16 protein-coding genes and 1 pseudogene are annotated in these 16,520 nt (G+C 53.7%); 12 read left to right on the top strand and 5 right to left on the bottom strand.

The window, feature by feature from the left end; translation table 11 throughout:
* The first annotated feature begins 7 nt into the window (after positions 1–7).
* From IOQ59_RS17435 to IOQ59_RS17390, 11 genes and pseudogenes are all read left to right on the top strand, one after another.
* Complete coding sequence (locus tag IOQ59_RS17435) at positions 8–1,279, top strand: DUF1329 domain-containing protein (RefSeq protein ID WP_193954739.1); 1,272 nt, start codon at positions 8–10, stop codon at positions 1,277–1,279.
* A 212-nt stretch (positions 1,280–1,491) separates the two neighbouring features.
* Positions 1,492–2,322: an alpha/beta fold hydrolase gene (locus tag IOQ59_RS17430; RefSeq protein ID WP_193954738.1), complete on the top strand. Its 831-nt coding sequence runs from the start codon at positions 1,492–1,494 to the stop codon at positions 2,320–2,322.
* Between the two features lie 131 nt (positions 2,323–2,453).
* A complete protein-coding gene (locus tag IOQ59_RS17425) occupies positions 2,454–3,005 on the top strand; it encodes a NifU family protein (protein WP_193954737.1) in 552 nt (183 codons plus the stop codon).
* 131 nt (positions 3,006–3,136) lie between these two features.
* Positions 3,137–3,460, top strand: a pseudogene (locus tag IOQ59_RS21665) (Rieske 2Fe-2S domain-containing protein); the annotation flags it as partial.
* Positions 3,461–3,544: 84 nt separating this feature from the next.
* Complete coding sequence (locus IOQ59_RS17420) at positions 3,545–4,453, top strand: SRPBCC family protein (protein ID WP_371871892.1); 909 nt, start codon at positions 3,545–3,547, stop codon at positions 4,451–4,453.
* 139 nt (positions 4,454–4,592) lie between these two features.
* Positions 4,593–5,648, top strand: coding sequence for an FAD-binding oxidoreductase (locus IOQ59_RS17415; RefSeq protein ID WP_193954735.1), 1,056 nt, complete (start codon positions 4,593–4,595; stop codon positions 5,646–5,648).
* Positions 5,649–5,757: 109 nt separating this feature from the next.
* The gene (locus IOQ59_RS17410) at positions 5,758–6,636 is read left to right on the top strand and encodes a VOC family protein (RefSeq protein ID WP_193954734.1); all 879 of its coding nucleotides are present in this window, start codon (positions 5,758–5,760) and stop codon (positions 6,634–6,636) included.
* Between the two features lie 149 nt (positions 6,637–6,785).
* Positions 6,786–7,571, top strand: a complete 786-nt coding sequence (gene dmpE, locus IOQ59_RS17405; RefSeq protein ID WP_193954733.1) for a 2-oxopent-4-enoate hydratase — start codon at positions 6,786–6,788, stop codon at positions 7,569–7,571.
* Between the two features lie 10 nt (positions 7,572–7,581).
* A complete protein-coding gene (locus IOQ59_RS17400; RefSeq protein ID WP_193954732.1) occupies positions 7,582–8,493 on the top strand; it encodes an acetaldehyde dehydrogenase (acetylating) in 912 nt (303 codons plus the stop codon).
* Between the two features lie 15 nt (positions 8,494–8,508).
* Entirely contained in the window at positions 8,509–9,537 is a 1,029-nt protein-coding gene (dmpG, locus tag IOQ59_RS17395; protein WP_193954731.1) for a 4-hydroxy-2-oxovalerate aldolase, read from the top strand.
* Positions 9,537–10,160 (top strand): FMN-dependent NADH-azoreductase, encoded by a 624-nt coding sequence (locus IOQ59_RS17390; RefSeq protein WP_193954730.1) that lies wholly within the window; start codon positions 9,537–9,539, stop codon positions 10,158–10,160. The genes dmpG and IOQ59_RS17390 overlap by 1 nt, the downstream gene beginning before the upstream one ends.
* On the opposite strand, the gene IOQ59_RS17385 is transcribed toward IOQ59_RS17390, so the two are convergent.
* From IOQ59_RS17385 to IOQ59_RS17365, 5 genes are all read right to left on the bottom strand, one after another.
* The gene (locus tag IOQ59_RS17385) at positions 10,157–10,708 is read right to left on the bottom strand and encodes a winged helix DNA-binding protein (RefSeq protein WP_371871889.1); all 552 of its coding nucleotides are present in this window, start codon (positions 10,706–10,708) and stop codon (positions 10,157–10,159) included. The genes IOQ59_RS17390 and IOQ59_RS17385 overlap by 4 nt on opposite strands.
* Positions 10,709–10,964: 256 nt before the next feature.
* The gene (locus IOQ59_RS17380) at positions 10,965–11,495 is read right to left on the bottom strand and encodes a winged helix DNA-binding protein (protein WP_193954729.1); all 531 of its coding nucleotides are present in this window, start codon (positions 11,493–11,495) and stop codon (positions 10,965–10,967) included.
* A gap of 196 nt (positions 11,496–11,691) precedes the next feature.
* Complete coding sequence (locus IOQ59_RS17375; RefSeq protein WP_193954728.1) at positions 11,692–12,852, bottom strand: Clp protease/crotonase-like domain-containing protein; 1,161 nt, start codon at positions 12,850–12,852, stop codon at positions 11,692–11,694.
* A 4-nt stretch (positions 12,853–12,856) separates the two neighbouring features.
* Positions 12,857–14,200: a malonyl-CoA decarboxylase domain-containing protein gene (locus tag IOQ59_RS17370; protein WP_193954727.1), complete on the bottom strand. Its 1,344-nt coding sequence runs from the start codon at positions 14,198–14,200 to the stop codon at positions 12,857–12,859.
* On the bottom strand, positions 14,187–14,858 hold the full coding sequence (locus IOQ59_RS17365) for a GntR family transcriptional regulator (RefSeq protein ID WP_193954726.1): 672 nt from the start codon (positions 14,856–14,858) through the stop codon (positions 14,187–14,189). Before IOQ59_RS17365 ends, IOQ59_RS17370 begins: the two co-directional genes overlap by 14 nt.
* A gap of 101 nt (positions 14,859–14,959) precedes the next feature.
* On the opposite strand from IOQ59_RS17365, the gene IOQ59_RS17360 reads away from it, so the two are divergent.
* On the top strand, positions 14,960–16,477 hold the full coding sequence (locus IOQ59_RS17360; protein ID WP_193954725.1) for a malonate--CoA ligase: 1,518 nt from the start codon (positions 14,960–14,962) through the stop codon (positions 16,475–16,477).
* Positions 16,478–16,520: the final 43 nt, after the last annotated feature.

Raw genomic sequence — 16,520 nt, 5'->3', positions numbered from 1 at the left:
GAAGATTATGAAATTTAAAAAGACACTGCTCAGCAGCATCGCCGCTTCCCTGCTGGCAATGAGTGCTTCTGCGGCTATGGCGGCAGAAGTAAAAGAAGGTACGGTGATCAACGCAGCTAATATCGACCAGCTGTCAGAGGACACCTTTGAAGGTCACAAGATCAAAGATCTGCTGACTGAAAAAATCGAGTGGCGTATCCGTACCAGTGGCTTAGAACTGCCGCTGGTACACTCCCAGAAAGTGGAGATGGACGCCAAATGGATTGCCCGTTCACAGGCCAATGTAGGCAAAGCCAAAATCAACCCGGATACCCGTCAGGTAGAAGGTTGGACTGGCGGAGCGCCGTTCCCGAATGTCGATGATAAAGATCCGGCCGCTGCCGAAAAGATCATCTGGAACTGGTACTACGGTAACCCACGCGGCGACGTGATGAATGTACCTAACGTGGCTTACGTGATGATCGATGGCGACTCCGGCATCGAACGTATCCAGAACTGGAAGTTTATCCGTTACACCATGAACGGCCGCCTGACCGGCGATAGCGCATCTGACGGTGATGGTACGGAACTGAGCCGCACTCTGTTCTTCGCGACCGCACCGCGCGATATCAAAGGTCTAGGTACGTTCTCTATCCGTCACGACTCCGACAAAATGGAAGATATCTGGGCCTATATCCGCGCGGTACGCCGGACCCGTCGTTTGTCCGGTGGTGCCTGGATGGACCCAATCGGTGGTACGGATCAGTTGTCCGATGACATCGAGATCTTCAACGCTAACCCATCCTGGTACAAAGGCTACAAGCTGATCGGCAAACGTCACATTCTGGCGTCAGCCCACGGCAAGCACAGTGCCTGGAAAAAGGGTGCGGATGATCAGAAAGCCGAGTTCCCAACGCTTGATCTGGATAACGCGCCTTACTGGAACTTCTCCAAAGATAACTACGAGCCGCGTGAAGTTTACGTGATCGAAGCAACCACACCGGATGAGCACCCGTACTCGAAGAAGATTTTGTACGTTGATACCCAGTATCCACGTATTCATATCGGCGAAGCGTACGACAAAAAAGGTGAATTCTGGAAGATGTTCCAGTTCCACTCCTACCCGGGCACGGGTGAAGACGGCTTCCGTGATGTACGTACTACATCCGGTGTGACCATCGACTTCAAGCGTAACCACGCCACTGTGTTCTTCCCGGATACAGATACGTGGAGCACCAACACTGCAGGCATGGATGCAGACGACGTCAGTCTGTCTTCCCTGCGTAAAGGTGCACGCTAAGACGACGGCTAACGTCACTTAGTACGAGGCAAAAGAAACCTCCCCCGATCCCCCTTCACTGCGGCTTGCGAGAGCCGTAGCGGGGGCGGTTTTGCCTGAAATCGGGCTTGAAGCGGCTATGACACGCCTCCGGCTCTATTTCAGACAGAACCCCTACCCTGAATTTAACCCGCGCAGCCCTCTGAATCGGCTGCCAGACAGGAGCGAACACCATGAGCGATTCACCAGAGATTGCCAACACGCTCGACCTCGGCGATATGCAGGTCAACTATCACGATCAGGGCGAAGGCCGTCCGGTGATTTTGCTGCACGGTTCCGGCGCAGGTGTCACCGCGTGGGCCAACTGGCGTAATGCAATTCCAATGCTGTCCGAGTTCCGCCGTGTGCTGGCACCGGATCTGGTGGGCTTTGGTTACACCGAATGTGCTGATGATTATGAATACGAGCACATGGAATCCTGGATCAGCCAGATCATCCGCTTCATGGATGCGCTGGATATCGAGCAGGCCGACTTTATCGGTAACTCCTTTGGCGGCTCCCTGTCGCTGGCACTGGCAGTCAAATACCCGGAACGGGTCGGCCGTATGGTGCTGATGGGCAGTGGTGGACAGCCATTCACGGTCAGCGAAAACCTGATGAAACTGTGGGGCTACAAACCCTCCATGGCGGCAATGAAAGAGATCCTCGGCATCATGGCCTTTGATCAGTCTATCGCCACCGATGAGCTGGCAGAGCTGCGTTACAACGCCACCATGCGTCCTGGTTTTCAGGAACGCTTCGAGCGCGTATTCCCGCAGCCTTACCAGCGCTGGGCCGACAAGCAGGTGGTATCCGATGCCGATCTGGCAGGCATCGAGCAGCAGGTACTGATTGTGCATGGCCGTGATGATCGCGTCGTACCGGTATCTGTATCCGAAAGCCTGTTCAAAAAGATCCCGAACGCCCAGATGCACCTGTTCGGTAATTGCGGCCATTGGACTCAGATCGAGCAAGGCCCACGTTTTAACCATTTAGTCCTGCAGTTCCTGCAGGAAGAAGCGTGACAGCATTTGATTAAGCAGACTTAACACCTGCCGGAACTGTATCGAACGACAGCGTTACATTCAGCTCCGGCAGCCTGCTTAATCTGCGCTTGTCATGCTTCCCCGTGCCATTTCAGACCGGAGACATTCGTATGCGTGCAGATATTCAGCTGACCGATACTGCTCAGGATTACCTGAGCCAAGTAGCCACCAACGAGGGCAATCCCGATCTTCGCATCGGTGTCAGCCATCCCGGCACCTCGCTGTCACAGGCATTTATCACCTTCAACAAAGAAACCACCGACGATGACGAAGTTCATCAATACGGCGATTTTAATCTCAGATACAGCCGCAGCCTCGCCCTTTTTATCGACGGATTGGCGATCAATTACCGCACCAATCGCATGGGCGGCAACCTGCATCTGAAAGCCCCCAATATCAAAACCATGCCTGATTTACCGGCCGATGCGGACCTGTCTTTAAAAGTCTCCGCCATCCTTGAAGGCCACGTAAACCCTGCGCTGGCGGAACATCAGGGCGGCGTCGCTGTGGATCGTATTGAAGGAGAATCCGTCTACCTGAAGTTTGGCGGGAACTGTCTGGGTTGTGGCAACGCTGAACGCACACTGGTCGATTTTGTTGAGAAGACGCTGAAAGAGCATCTGCCCGAAATCGAAACCGTCTCTGACGTCACCCGGCACTAAATTTTCCATAATTATTAATTTTTATTTCTTTTTTCGATTGAATTTCTATCGACTTTCAATCTAATATTTAGACAAACGCATCTGGCGTTGCCGAAAATCTCAAAATAAAAACAATTTGTGAGGAAACTTCGATGGCTTTTGATAAGAAAAAAGCACGCGTGGCCAACGATAAGGGCACCAAGAAGCAGTACCAGCCATACATGGAAGCCGAGTGGGGCTTCATCAACCATTGGTATCCAGCCGCGTTCAGTGATGAACTGCCTGAAGGCGAAGTGAAAGGCATTCAGATTGCGGGCGTTCCTATCGTTCTGCGTCGTGCCAAAGGCACCGTGCATGCCCTGCTGGATCAGTGTCTGCACCGCGGGGTACGTTTCTCTGCCAAGCCGATGTGCCTGAACGACGAAACCATCACCTGCTGGTACCACGGTTTCACCTTTAATCTGGACGACGGCGAACTGAGCACCATCGTCGCCGCACCGGACGACAAACTGATCGGTACCACCGGTATTCAGAAATTTGCCGTGGAAGAAGTGAACGGCATGATCTTCGTATTTGTTTGCGAAGAGGACTGGGACGAAGAGATCCCACCGCTGAAAAACGATCTGCCGATCCGTTTCCCGGAAAACAACGACAAATTCCCGCATCCGCTGTGGCCTGACACCCCATCCATTCTGGACGACGGTGTCATCATCCGCGGTATGCACCGCACGGGTAACGCTAACTGGCGTCTGGCCTGTGAAAACGGTTTTGATGCCGGTCACCTGCTGATCCACCGCGATAACGCGATTGTGCAGGCCAAAGAGTGGGCAGTACCGCTGGGTATCAAACCGCTGGATGATCAGGCAATTGCGATCATCGAAGACGAAGACGGTCCTCAGGGTTTCCTCAACCGTTACTTCACTGACTCCTATGAGCCGATTCTGGAAAACCCGATTCTGGATATCAAAGCCTACGGTCAAAATCCGAAATACTTCCGTACTTCCATGTTTATGCCAGGCGTATTGATGGTAGAGAACTGGCCGGAAGAGCACGTCGTACAGTACGAGTGGTACATCCCAATCACGGATGACACCTACGAATACTGGGAAGTTCTGGTGAAGAAGTGCAACACCGAAGAGGAGAAGAAGGAGTTCGATTACCGCTTCGAAAACCTCTACAAGCCAATGTGTCTGGAAGGTTTCAACGACTGTGACCTGATGGCGCGTGATGCGATGCAGAATTTCTACGCAGATGGCACCGGTTGGGATGATGAGCAGCTGGCCGACATGGATGCCTCCGTGATCGTATGGCGTAAATGTGCCTCCAACTTCAACCGCGGTATCGCTCAGCCACCACGTGGCGTGAACGGCGCGAAGAAAGGTCAGAGTAAAGATCTGGCAGCGGCCGCACTGGGTGACTGGCCGGGCATGGATGCCTACGCCACAGGCCGCAAGTACGACAAGAGCTGATCCAAGCTCTACCTGAGGCGCTGCTAGTCGGCGCTTCCCGGAGGGCTTTCCCTAAAAAGCCTGACGACAGAGGTTGTGTGATCACGCATGTGCATCACACAACCTCGCTTCCAATAATAAGAAAATCGGAGGACATATTATGTCTTCAGCCGAAGCAGTTGCTGTGCAGGAAGTGACGTCTAAAGTCACCTATCGTTTTAACGACGGCGTTGAATTCGAAGCGATCTCTGGCGAGGGGGATACCCTGCTGGATGTGGCACGAAACAACGAAGTCCCGATCGTCCACCAGTGTCTCACAGGCAGCTGTGCCAGCTGCATCTGTCGTGTAGATACCGGTGATGTATCCATGGACAGTGACCGAGTTATGTCACTGTTACCGAGTGAAGCACGGGAAGGTTTCCGCCTGACCTGCACCGCATATGCCGATACCGATTGTGTCGTCGATCTCGATTACCCAAGCACGTTTTCCGAAGACCATGCGGCCAGCCAGAGTGTCATCACCATTGAAGAGCTGGAATGGGTCAACCACAACACCGTACGCATCACCGCCGAGCTGGACGAAGATGCCGAGATGGAAAACTTCGAAGCCGGTCAGTATGTACAGTTGAAAGTACCGGGCACCGAAGAGTGGCGCTCCTATTCCATGTCCAGCACCGTGCGAGATCTACCGGAACTGACCTTCTATATCCGTGTGCTAGATGACGGGGTGATGTCCAACTACCTGCGCGACCGCGCCGCAGTGGGCGACACGCTTGAGATCGACGGACCGTACGGCGTGTTCTATCTGCGTGAAGAGAAAGTCCCGCAGATTATGATTGCAGGCGGTACCGGCCTTGCACCGATGATGTCGATGATCGACACCCTGCGCCTGTCCAACTTCCGTCGCAAACCGGTCATTCTGGCTTTTGGCTGCTCCTTTGAAAAAGACCTGTTTGCACAGGACGAGCTGGAGCTGCGCGGCAACTGGATGCGCAACCTTGACGTGCGCACCTGTGTCTCCCGTCCAGAAGGTGACTGGGACGGCCTAACCATGCGTGCCCAATATTCGATCACCAAAGACGATATCACCGAAGACACCATCGCTTACCTGTGTGGACCGCCGGCTATGAACGAAGCCGCGCGTGAACATCTGGAAGAGCTGGGTGTGAAAGGTGAAAACATTCACGTCGAGCTGTTTGATACCGCTCACGCGTAAGTTATCCACAGCGCAATCGGAGGGCTGATCTCTGCCGGTGTTCCAGATTTCGCTGTACCTAAACCGATCTCTCGAAAAACAACAATAAGAGCAATAAGAGGGCTTTATCATGGCCGGAGTAACCAAACTCGCCTATCTGGGCTTTAACGTGGCCGATGTATCCCAGTGGCGTACCATCCTTTTTGACATTCTGGGTCTGGAACAGCGCAGCGATAGCGCTGACGGACAGATCAACCTGCGAATGGACGGTCATCATCACCGTCTGAGTTTTGTCGACAGTGATCAGGACTCTCTGGCCTACATCGGCTGGGAAGTGGATACCATTGACCAGTTTCAGGCGCTCTACAACCACCTGCAAGGCATGGGTATTGGCGTGGAGATGGCCTCCGAAGCCGATAAACAGGACCGCATGGTACTGGAGTTGATGAAGTTCCGCGGCCCGGACAATGTACCGTTCGAAGTTTGCCTCTCCCCGTTCCATGACAACCAGCCATATACCCCGAGCTGCCCGCGTTTTGGCGCATTCAACACCGGCGATCTGGGCATGGGACACATTCTGATGTGTCACGAAGATACGCAGGCCGCCGTGAAGTTCTACCGCGAAGCGCTGGGCATGAAGATCTCCGACTACATCCATTGGGACGTGGCAAAAGCGACCTTCCTGCACTGCAACCCCCGCCATCACTCTGTAGCCGTCTGTAACCCGTGCTTCGGAACCGAAGCCGGAGAGCTGAACCACTTTATGCTGCAGGCTGAAGATATTGATGATGTGGGTCGCGCTTACGACCGTGTATCCGAGCTGGACGTACCGCTGGTACTCACACTGGGCAAACACACCAACGACAAGATGACCTCTTTCTATATGGTGACTCCGGCCGGATTTGCGATCGAGTATGGCTACGGCGGTGCTGAGATTCACGACAGCGATGCCTGGGATGTGGAGCTGTATAACGCACCCAAAATCTGGGGCCATAATCTGGTCGAATAAGACGGCTATCCCTCTCCCCCAGATAACCTGAGAACACACTAAGAATCGATCCTGAACCAAGATACTGCACTTGTTATCTTGCACTTTTGGGCACCGCTACGGTGCCCCTTTTTTCCCATTTGGGAGACCTTTGAGCGTTAGGGTGAACTATGAATACAGAACAGATTCAGGGATACGCCGAGCGTATTCTGGGGGCTTTGCGTGAGCGCGCACCCATTGCGCCGCTGACCAGCGAAGCGCCCGATATGACCGTCGAAGACGCCTACCATATTTCCACCGCCCTGCTGGAGATGCGCAAAAAACAGGGCGAAGTGGTGATCGGCAAAAAGATCGGCATCACTTCCAAAGCGGTGCAGAACATGCTGAATGTGCACCAACCCGATTTCGGATATCTCACAGACAAAATGGCGTTTAGCCAGGGTCAGGAGATGCCGATTAGCGAACAGCTGATCCAACCCAAAGCCGAAGGTGAGATCGCCTTCATCCTAAAGAAAGACCTGATGGGCCCCGGCGTAACCAACGCTCAGGTACTGGCAGCGACCGACTTCGTTGTGCCGTGCTTTGAGGTGGTCGATTCCCGTGTTGAAAACTGGCAGATCAAAATTCAGGACACCGTGGCAGATAACGCTTCGTGCGGTCTGTTTATCCTCGGTGATCAAGCTGCCGATCCACGCAAAATTGATCTGCGCACCTGCGGCATGGTGGTGGAGAAAAACGGCGAAGTGATCTCCACCGGTGCAGGTGCGGCCGCACTGGGCAGCCCTCTCAATTGTGTGGCATGGCTGGCGAATACGCTGGGCCAGTTTGGTATCCCGCTGAAAGCCGGTGAAGTGATTCTGTCCGGTTCACTGGTACCACTGGAGCCGGTTCAGGCCGGTGACTACATGTCTGTCTCTATCGGCGGTATTGGTTCCGCGTCTGTGAAGTTTGTTTGAGGGAAATACGATGAGTAAAAAACTCAAAGCCGCAATCATCGGGCCGGGTAACATCGGTACCGATCTGCTGATCAAAATGTTCCGCTCCGAGTGGATTGAACCGGTTTGGATGGTGGGTATCGACCCGGAATCCGATGGCCTGAAACGCGCTCAGGAGATGGGTATTAAAACCACTGCTGAAGGTGTGGATGGGCTGCTGCCCCACGTGATCGAAGACGATATCCGTGTCGCCTTTGATGCGACTTCAGCGTACGTGCATGCAGAGAACAGCCGCAAGCTGAACGAGTTGGGTGTGATCATGATCGATCTGACCCCCGCTGCGATTGGTCCGTTCTGTGTACCACCGGTGAATCTGGCTGAACACGCACAAAACCTGGAGATGAACGTCAATATGGTGACCTGTGGTGGTCAGGCGACCATCCCAATGGTGGCCGCCGTATCTCAGGTTCAGGACGTGGAATACGGCGAGATTATCGCCACCGTATCCTCCCGTTCCGCCGGTCCCGGTACGCGTAAAAACATCGACGAATTCACCCGCACCACGGCCGGTGCGGTAGAGAAAGTCGGCGGTGCCGACAAAGGCAAAGCGATCATCATTATCAACCCCGCTGAGCCACCGCTGATCATGCGTGACACCGTGCACTGCCTGACCAAAGAGACGCCAAACGAAGCGGCGATCACGGAATCGGTGCATGCGATGGTGAAAGAGGTGCAGAAATACGTACCGGGTTACCGTCTGGTGAACGGGCCGGTGTTCGATGGCAACCGTGTCTCCATGTTTATGGAAGTGGAAGGTCTGGGTGACTACCTGCCGAAATATGCGGGCAATCTGGACATCATGACAGCGGCCGGTTTGCGCACCGCTGAGATGTTTGCCGAAGAAGCGGCGAACGGTTCCATCACCCTGCCCAATCGCGGTTAAGCGGAGGATAACGTTATGAATTTGAAAGATAAAAAAGTCATCCTTCACGACATGAGCCTGCGTGACGGCATGCATGCGAAACGTCACCAGATCTCTCTGGATCAGATGGTAGACGTAGCCACTGGCTTGGATGAAGCCGGTATGCCACTGATCGAAGTCACCCACGGTGACGGTCTCGGTGGCACCTCCGTGAACTACGGTTTTCCGGCGCACAGCGACGAAGAGTATCTGGGTGCGGTTATTCCGAAAATGAAAAACGCCAAGGTCTCCGCGCTGCTGTTGCCGGGGATCGGAACCGTTGATCATCTGCGCATGGCAAAAGATCTGGGCGTCAACACCATCCGTGTCGCCACCCATTGCACTGAAGCCGATGTCTCCGAGCAGCACATTGGCTTAGCCGCCAAGCTGGAAATGGATACCGTCGGTTTCCTGATGATGGCGCACATGGCCACCCCGGAGAAGATTCTGGAGCAGGCCCGCCTGATGGAATCCTACGGTGCAAACTGCATCTACTGCACCGATTCCGCCGGTTACATGCTGCCGGATGAAGTGACCGAAAAGATCGGTCTGCTGCGTGCTGAGCTGAATCCTAATACCCAGATCGGTTTCCACGGTCACCACAACATGGGCATGGCGATTGCGAACTCACTGGCTGCGGTGGATGCCGGTGCGATTCGTATCGACGGTTCCGTCGCAGGCTTGGGTGCTGGTGCCGGCAACACGCCGCTGGAAGTCTTTGTAGCGGTGCTGGAGCGCATGCAGGCGGATCACGGCATTGATCTGTACAAGATCATGGATGTGGCCGAAGACCGGGTGGTGCCATTTATGGATCAGCCGATCCGGGTGGACCGCGATGCGCTGACACTGGGTTACGCCGGGGTGTACTCCTCCTTCCTGCTCTTCACACAACGTGCTGAAGCTAAATACGGCGTTACCGCACGTGATCTGCTGGTTGAACTGGGCCGTCGCGGCACAGTCGGTGGACAGGAAGACATGATCGAAGACCTCGCGCTGACGATGGCAAAAGAGAAAGGGCTCATCTGATGCGCGCTCTGGTGATCGATGCCAGCAGCCGACAGAACAGTTCGGTCACCCGCAATATGACCCGGCAGTTCCGTCAGGAGTTTGCCCGTGCTTATCCCAAGGGTCAGCTACAGGAACGGGACCTGATTAAAACCCAGGTTCCACACCTCTCGGCGGATACCATTGAGGGATTTTTTGCGCCCAGCCCATCGCTGCAGGCCAAACGGGCCACCGTACTCAGCGACCAGTTGATCGCGGAGTTTATGGCCGCAGATCTGCTCTGCTTTGGTGTGCCGATGTACAACTTCAATGTGCCTTCGGCACTGAAGGCGTATATAGATCAGATTGTACGGGTGGGCCGCACCTTCACCAAAGTGGCAGACGGCGAGTTGCAGGGACTGTGCGCCGGGAAACGGGCCTTGGTCTGTGTATCAATGGGCGGCATGTTTGCAGGTTCAGAGATGGATTTGGTACAGCCATGGTTTAAGGCCATCGCTGATTTTCTGAATCTGGATGAGATCGAATTTATCTGTGTGGAAGGGACGTCACGCGGTAACTTCTCGCGCCAGCAGGCAATGGACCTGACTTCAGATCAGATCCATCACTTTCTGACCGCGGCAACGGCTGAACGCTTAAGCGTTTAGTCGTCCGCCAGATCGCTGGAGTAGGTCGCAGAGATGCGGCCTGCTTCATCATAGATGCCGGTTAGCATGCTGATCAGACGGGCCGTCTGTTGCAGTTTCTCGTCCACTTTATCGATACTGCTGGTCTGATCGGTCAGCAAACGTCCGCGCAACTCCGCATAGAGATTTAACTTCTGGCGACCCACATCTGTCATCGCGTAGTTGAAGTTTTTACCCTGCGGCTCTTTCTCTTTGATGATCAGTTCCAGACCGGCCAGCTTACGCAGGCTGTATTGGATATTTGGGATATCATCACGGTTCAGCAAGCGGGCGATAATCGTGACGGGTTTAGGACGATCCTGCATGCGGATCACATTCAGGATAATCAGTTCCTGGTAGGACAAGCTGCCTAAACCAACGGTGCTCCCCAGCTGCAAACAGAAGCGCTCAAAGGCTTCATTAAAGCGCAGCATCACCCACTCAAATTCGGTTGTAATCGCGTCGTGTTCTGTGCGCGCCAAGTGCCATGAGCGGTATAAGCTCATGTCATCAATCAGTTTCTTTGCCACGTTGCATACCAGTATTTTGTTCTTATTATGGGTGCGTTCCCGCGACGACAAACCGGGATACGCTGTCTCTGTGCTATCAACTCACTGTCTCTCTACAGCGATCAACAGACTCTTATACAAGCAGTTAGATTACTTGAATAATTCGTTATTGAACAGAAGGTCTTTTTACGGCGGGAGGGTCGGTGACAAAGAGCTGAACAGCCCTATCAGCCGGGCCTGAAAGACAAACCCGGCAGCATTCATGCAGCGCGTGGGATCAGTCTTCCGGGCAAGAATACGTAGCCGAGATACGGCCCGCTTCATCATAAATTCCGGTCAGCAAACTGATCAGCTTGGCAGACTCCAGCAGCTTTTGATCCACACGATCAATACTGTTGGTCTGCGTCGTCAGCAACGTTTCGCGCAGTTCTGCGTAACGATCAACCTTCTTCTTCCCTTCCGCTGTCATGGCATAGGTGTGCGTTTTGCCATGAGGTTCCTTCATTTTCTCAATCAGTTCCAGGTTCACCAGCTTACGCAGGCTGTACTGAATGTTCGGGATATCGTCCCGGTTCAGCAGTCGCGCAATAATAGTCACCGGTTTCGGCCGGTCCTGCATGCGGATAACATGCAGAATAATCAGCTCGTGATAGGTCAGGTTACTTAATCCCGAAGTGCTGCCAACCTGCAGGCAAAAACGCTGAAATGCTTCGTGAAAACGCAGTAGCGCCCATTCAAACTCGGTTGTGTATGCATCATGCTCGGTACGCGCAAGATGCCAGCTTTTATAGAGATTAATATCTGCCATTCGTAAGTTCTTTATATATCAGAGCCGCACTGGAACACATGGAGCGCAGGATGAAGATAGGATTTAAATTGGGGGTATAAGTATACGGGCGCCATTATAAGCCGCCCTTGCTTTAGATCAATATGAAGAATTCAATTGATAAGCAATCGCAATTATATACAACAACATCCTTCTTAGGCAGCCCCTAAACCCTATCCTACACTCTCATTTCCGTCTTCCAATCCACGCCCTGACGCGTCTCCAGTTCGGGCCTGCCAGTAAACTGCTCAATCACCGCCGGGGGCAGGGAGTAAATTCTGGCGTGCTTTTCGAGCACTAATTCATCGGCCATCAGGGACAGCGCGATAAAAGTTGCACCACTACCAACCTGCTCAACCTTCACGGTTAACGGGGGCTGACGCTCCGCCGCATAACGTAAAATCGCTGAGGTCAGACTCAAATAAGTAGAAAATCCCTGCTGCTCGTTGCTCAGACTAAACTGTTGAACCGCATCACCTGACAGCACCGGCAACGACTCACTGGCTTCCAGCCGGGACAATAACTGATCACAAAACGCCAGCAGCTCATCACAGCCCAGCGCTTGGGTTCCCGAGAAACCCAATGCATCAGTTTGCTCCGCATCCGCCTGTGGTACCCCCGCAGAAAAATGTCCCGAATTGATTAGAGCAGCATGATCTTCTGCACTTTTTTGCAGTAGACCATCCAAACGCTGACGCAGACCTAACAGAGTCATTGGATTCACAGGCAGTGCCAGCAGCAAGTTCATAACCTGCACCGGATTATCCGGCAGCAATGCCGACAGTTCCGTATTCAACAAACGGTATATGGCGCTGTAATAAAACGGTTCCTGATGGAGTGTTTCTCCGGTTAACTGTGTAATAACCCGTGTGCCGGAAACGCCATACTGACCATTGACTGAACCTAGCTGATACTGACAGGCCCCGGCAATGAGCAAAGCACCGCCAAAACACCCCACCTCTTCACCCAGTACAGCGACGGTCACGATCTGGCTGCGGATATTCAGCCGGTGCAGGGCTTTGATCACCGCGGCGCAGCGTTGCATTCCCTGCCAGTCATCCGTCAACGACACACCGGCAGAGTCGAGGCACAGGATAATGCGATCAACCTTCGCGGCTTCCGCATCAGCCAGAAAGGCCAGCAACTCGTCTCCCAACGTCCCGTCGATACTGCCCGCTTTATGTTCTGGTCGGTTGGCCCAAATAGCAACACGCTGGGGCTGATCACCACTTACCCCCTGCCAACTCGCCGAACGCGGTTTCAGTTGCTTCGCCTCCAGGCTTAACAACCGATCCGCCAGCTGAGTGGCGCGTGTCAGGTTCGACGCTGCCAGTTTCATCCCGTTAGCCCAGTTTTTTACGCATAGCACGGTGGACATCAATCGTACCGTTACGCTTAAACTGCTCGTGATTTTGCTCCACCCGGCTCAGATCGTAGAGGTAATTCACCATCAGTCCGTAGCTGCTTTTCAACCCATACGGGCGGCAGTTGGCAAACGCATTGATGCGGAAAATCGATGCCCCGTTACTCAGATGGAAACGTGCGACCGGATCGTAGGGTTCACTCTCCCGCTTAACTTCCGTCAGATAGGCCAGCCCCAACTTTTCAATGAACAATACGGTGGGTGCATGATCAACACTCAGCTTGTCCGCCTTATGCTGTAGCAGATCCCGTAAACTGGAGACCTGATAGCGCTCTTTCAGCTCGCCCAACTGGTTGCCCGCCAACTGCTCCAGCCGGGTTTCATCCAGCTTTTCGCTATTCAGCGCTCTGCTCAGCCCCGGAATCGGCGACAGGGTAGAGAACTGGGTGATATGCGGATGGTTCTGCTGAATATGCTGCACGACCTGCTTAATCAGGAAGTTGCCAAAGGAGATTCCCCGCAAGCCTTTCTGACAGTTGGAGATCGAGTAGAAGATCGCCGTGTTAGCCTGATCGGCATCTACTTCCGGCTGATCCTGATCGAGAAACGGATCGATGGCCGTACTTACTGCATCGGTGTAGCCCACCTGAACAAAAATCAGGGGTTCATCCGGCAGTGCCGGGTGGAAGAAAGCAAAACAGGCACGATCAGACGCCAGACGCCGTTTCAGGTCCTGCCAGTTCTGGATTTCGTGCACCGCTTCATAGCGAATCAGTTTTTCCAGTACATCGGCCGGGGTGTGCCAGTTGATCTCGCGAAACTCCAGAAACCCCCGGTTAAACCAGGCTTCCAGAATGGTCTGAAGATCCAGATCGACCGCTTTCAGCTCAGGATTCTCCTGCAGATGATCGAGCAGATCTTCCCGCATCCGAACCAGTGCCTGCGTGCCAACGCCAGGAATATTCAGCAGCTCGAACAATGTCCAGCGCCCCTGACGCAGCGACGCCAACAAACGACGATAGGTGCGTGCATCGGGTTCCGCATCCATCGCCTGCGCGTGTTTGCCTAACGCTTCATAATCCGGTGACAGATCACGTGCCAGATACTGAAAGAAGCTCAGCTTTTCTTCGGTGCTCAGGCGCACATAGCGGTCCAGGATCTGCTGCGCAATCGCCAGCGCAACGGCATCTCCTCGCTGATTCAGCAACGCGGTGCAATCTTCCTGCAGCGAGTAGGCCATATCAAAGCGGGACGGGTCTTCAGCGTGCAACAGTTCGCGGCCTCGGGTGGCCACAGAATCGATCAGACGGTTAATCCACTTCATCTTCACTGTCCTCCAGTATTGCGGCTTTCAGCGCTTCATACTGATTTATCAAATGAACCTGCATCGCCTGATTAGCACCCGCTGCATCACCCGCTTCAATCGCTGTGATGATGTTACGGTGCTCTTCCAGGGAGTGGAGTAAGCGCCCCTGCAGCTTGAGTTGCTGCTGGCGTGCCAGACGGATAACACGGGATAGATCGAGCGTAATCCGCTGCAACCATTCGTTCCCGGAGACCGCTTTCAACTCATCATGGAAAACGATGTTTTCCTCGTAATAGCTGGCCAGATCACCGTTGGCGGCGCTCTCTTCCAGACAATCGTGCAGGTGGCGCAAGCGGCGTAACTCACTGCCGGTGGCGCGTTCCGCCACCAGTTGTGTGCAGTAGCCTTCGAGCAACGCCATGATCGGGAACAGTTCGTCCAGCTCTTCCGGACTGATGCTTTTAACGTAACTGCCCTTGCGTGGCACTAACTCCACCAAACCGTCGGATGCCAGCACCTTCAATGCTTCGCGCAACGGCGTACGACTGATTCCCAGTTCATCGCAGAGTTTCATCTCATCGATCCACTGACCGGGTTCTAACCGGCTCTCGTAGATCATCCTCGCAAGGATCTCTGCCACTTCCTCATACAACACTCTTCTTTTTATTATGCTCATGATTGATTGGCTTTATATTTAGTTTCAATTGAAATTGCATTGTAGTGTAATTAGTAATTACAATCAAAATGCATTGAAAACAAATACAAGAGGAAAGATGCATGAATTTATACCAGGCATTTTATGAGCGCTTTGCGCCTTATCCGGATCGCACGGCCTTGCGTATGCCCGAAACCGACAGCTCTATGACTTACGGTGAGTTACATGCACGTTCGGGACAGTACGCTACATTATTAGCTTCGTCTGGCCTTCAGGCGGGTGACCGCGTTGCGGTTCAGGTCGACAAATCCGGTGAAGCTCTGGCGTTATATCTGGGTGTTTTACGCGCCGGTGGTACGTACCTGCCGATGAACACGGCGTATACGCCGGACGAGCTGGCCTACTTCGTCGAGAATGCCGAACCCGCCGTGGTGGTCTGTGCCGACAAGCAAAAAGCAGTGTTTGAAGCGATCCGTGAACGCACCGGTATTCGCCAGCGTATCTTTACGCTCAATACCGACGGTCAAGGCACGCTCAACACCCAGGCCAACGATCACAGCAGTGATTTTGTCACCGTTGAACGGGACGACGATGATCTGGCCGCTATCCTCTACACCTCGGGTACAACCGGGCGTCCAAAAGGCGCGATGATCAGCCACAACAACTTGCTGAACAACGGCCTGACACTGCTTGATTACTGGGGCTGGAAAGAGGGGGATGTGCTCCTGCACATGCTGCCTATTTTCCACGTTCACGGGCTGTTTGTAGCGTGTAGTTGTGCCCTGCTGAATGCCAGCGAGATGATCTTCTATAGCAAATTTGATGCGACAGAAGCGCTGAAATCACTGCCCGAAGCCACCGTGATGATGGGTGTTCCAACCTTTTATACGCGGTTGCTGGCTGAACCTGAATTCACGCAGGAAAAAGCTGAAAACGTACGCCTGTTTATCTCCGGTTCTGCCCCCCTGCTGGAAGAGACATTCGCCGAATTTGAACAACGCACGGGCAAAGCCATTCTCGAACGTTACGGCATGACCGAAACCGGCATGAACACCTCTAACCCATTGAACGGTCAGCGTATCGCGGGCACCGTGGGCTTCCCGCTGCCGGGCACTGAGGTGCGAATCATGGATGAAAACGATCAGCCTTGTGACACAGATGGCGTCGGCAGTTTGCAGGTCAAAGGTCCGAATGTCTTTCAGGGTTATTGGCGTATGCCAGAGAAAACTGCGGAAGAGTTCACCGACGATGGTTTCTTTGTCACTGGAGATCTGGGCACCATCAATGCCGCCGGTTACGTCAGTATTGTCGGGCGCTCCAAAGATCTGATTATCAGCGGTGGATACAACATTTATCCGAAAGAGATTGAGATGGTGCTCAATGAGCTGCCGGGGGTATTGGAGTCCGCGGTCTTTGCCTTTGTGCATCCCGACTTTGGTGAAGGTGTGGCTGCCGCCATAGTTGCGGATGGCAGCGCCAACACGATCACTGCTGAATCACTGGCATCAGTGTGTCGCGAACATTTGGCGGGCTTTAAAGTGCCGCGCCGCATTCTGTTCCTCGACGAACTGCCACGCAATACGATGGGGAAAGTGCAGAAAAATGTCCTGCGAGACCAGTACGGTCAGAAAGAACTCTGACCACACGGTCCCCTGAACGCCGACCTCCGGAACTGTCCCCCTT

The organism is Pontibacterium sinense (genome assembly GCF_015209595.1).
In the GTDB taxonomy this organism is placed as follows: domain Bacteria; phylum Pseudomonadota; class Gammaproteobacteria; order Pseudomonadales; family Balneatricaceae; genus Pontibacterium; species Pontibacterium sinense.
The sequence above is the reverse complement of the archived record's forward strand: the minus strand, read 5'-3'. Positions and strand labels throughout refer to the sequence as shown.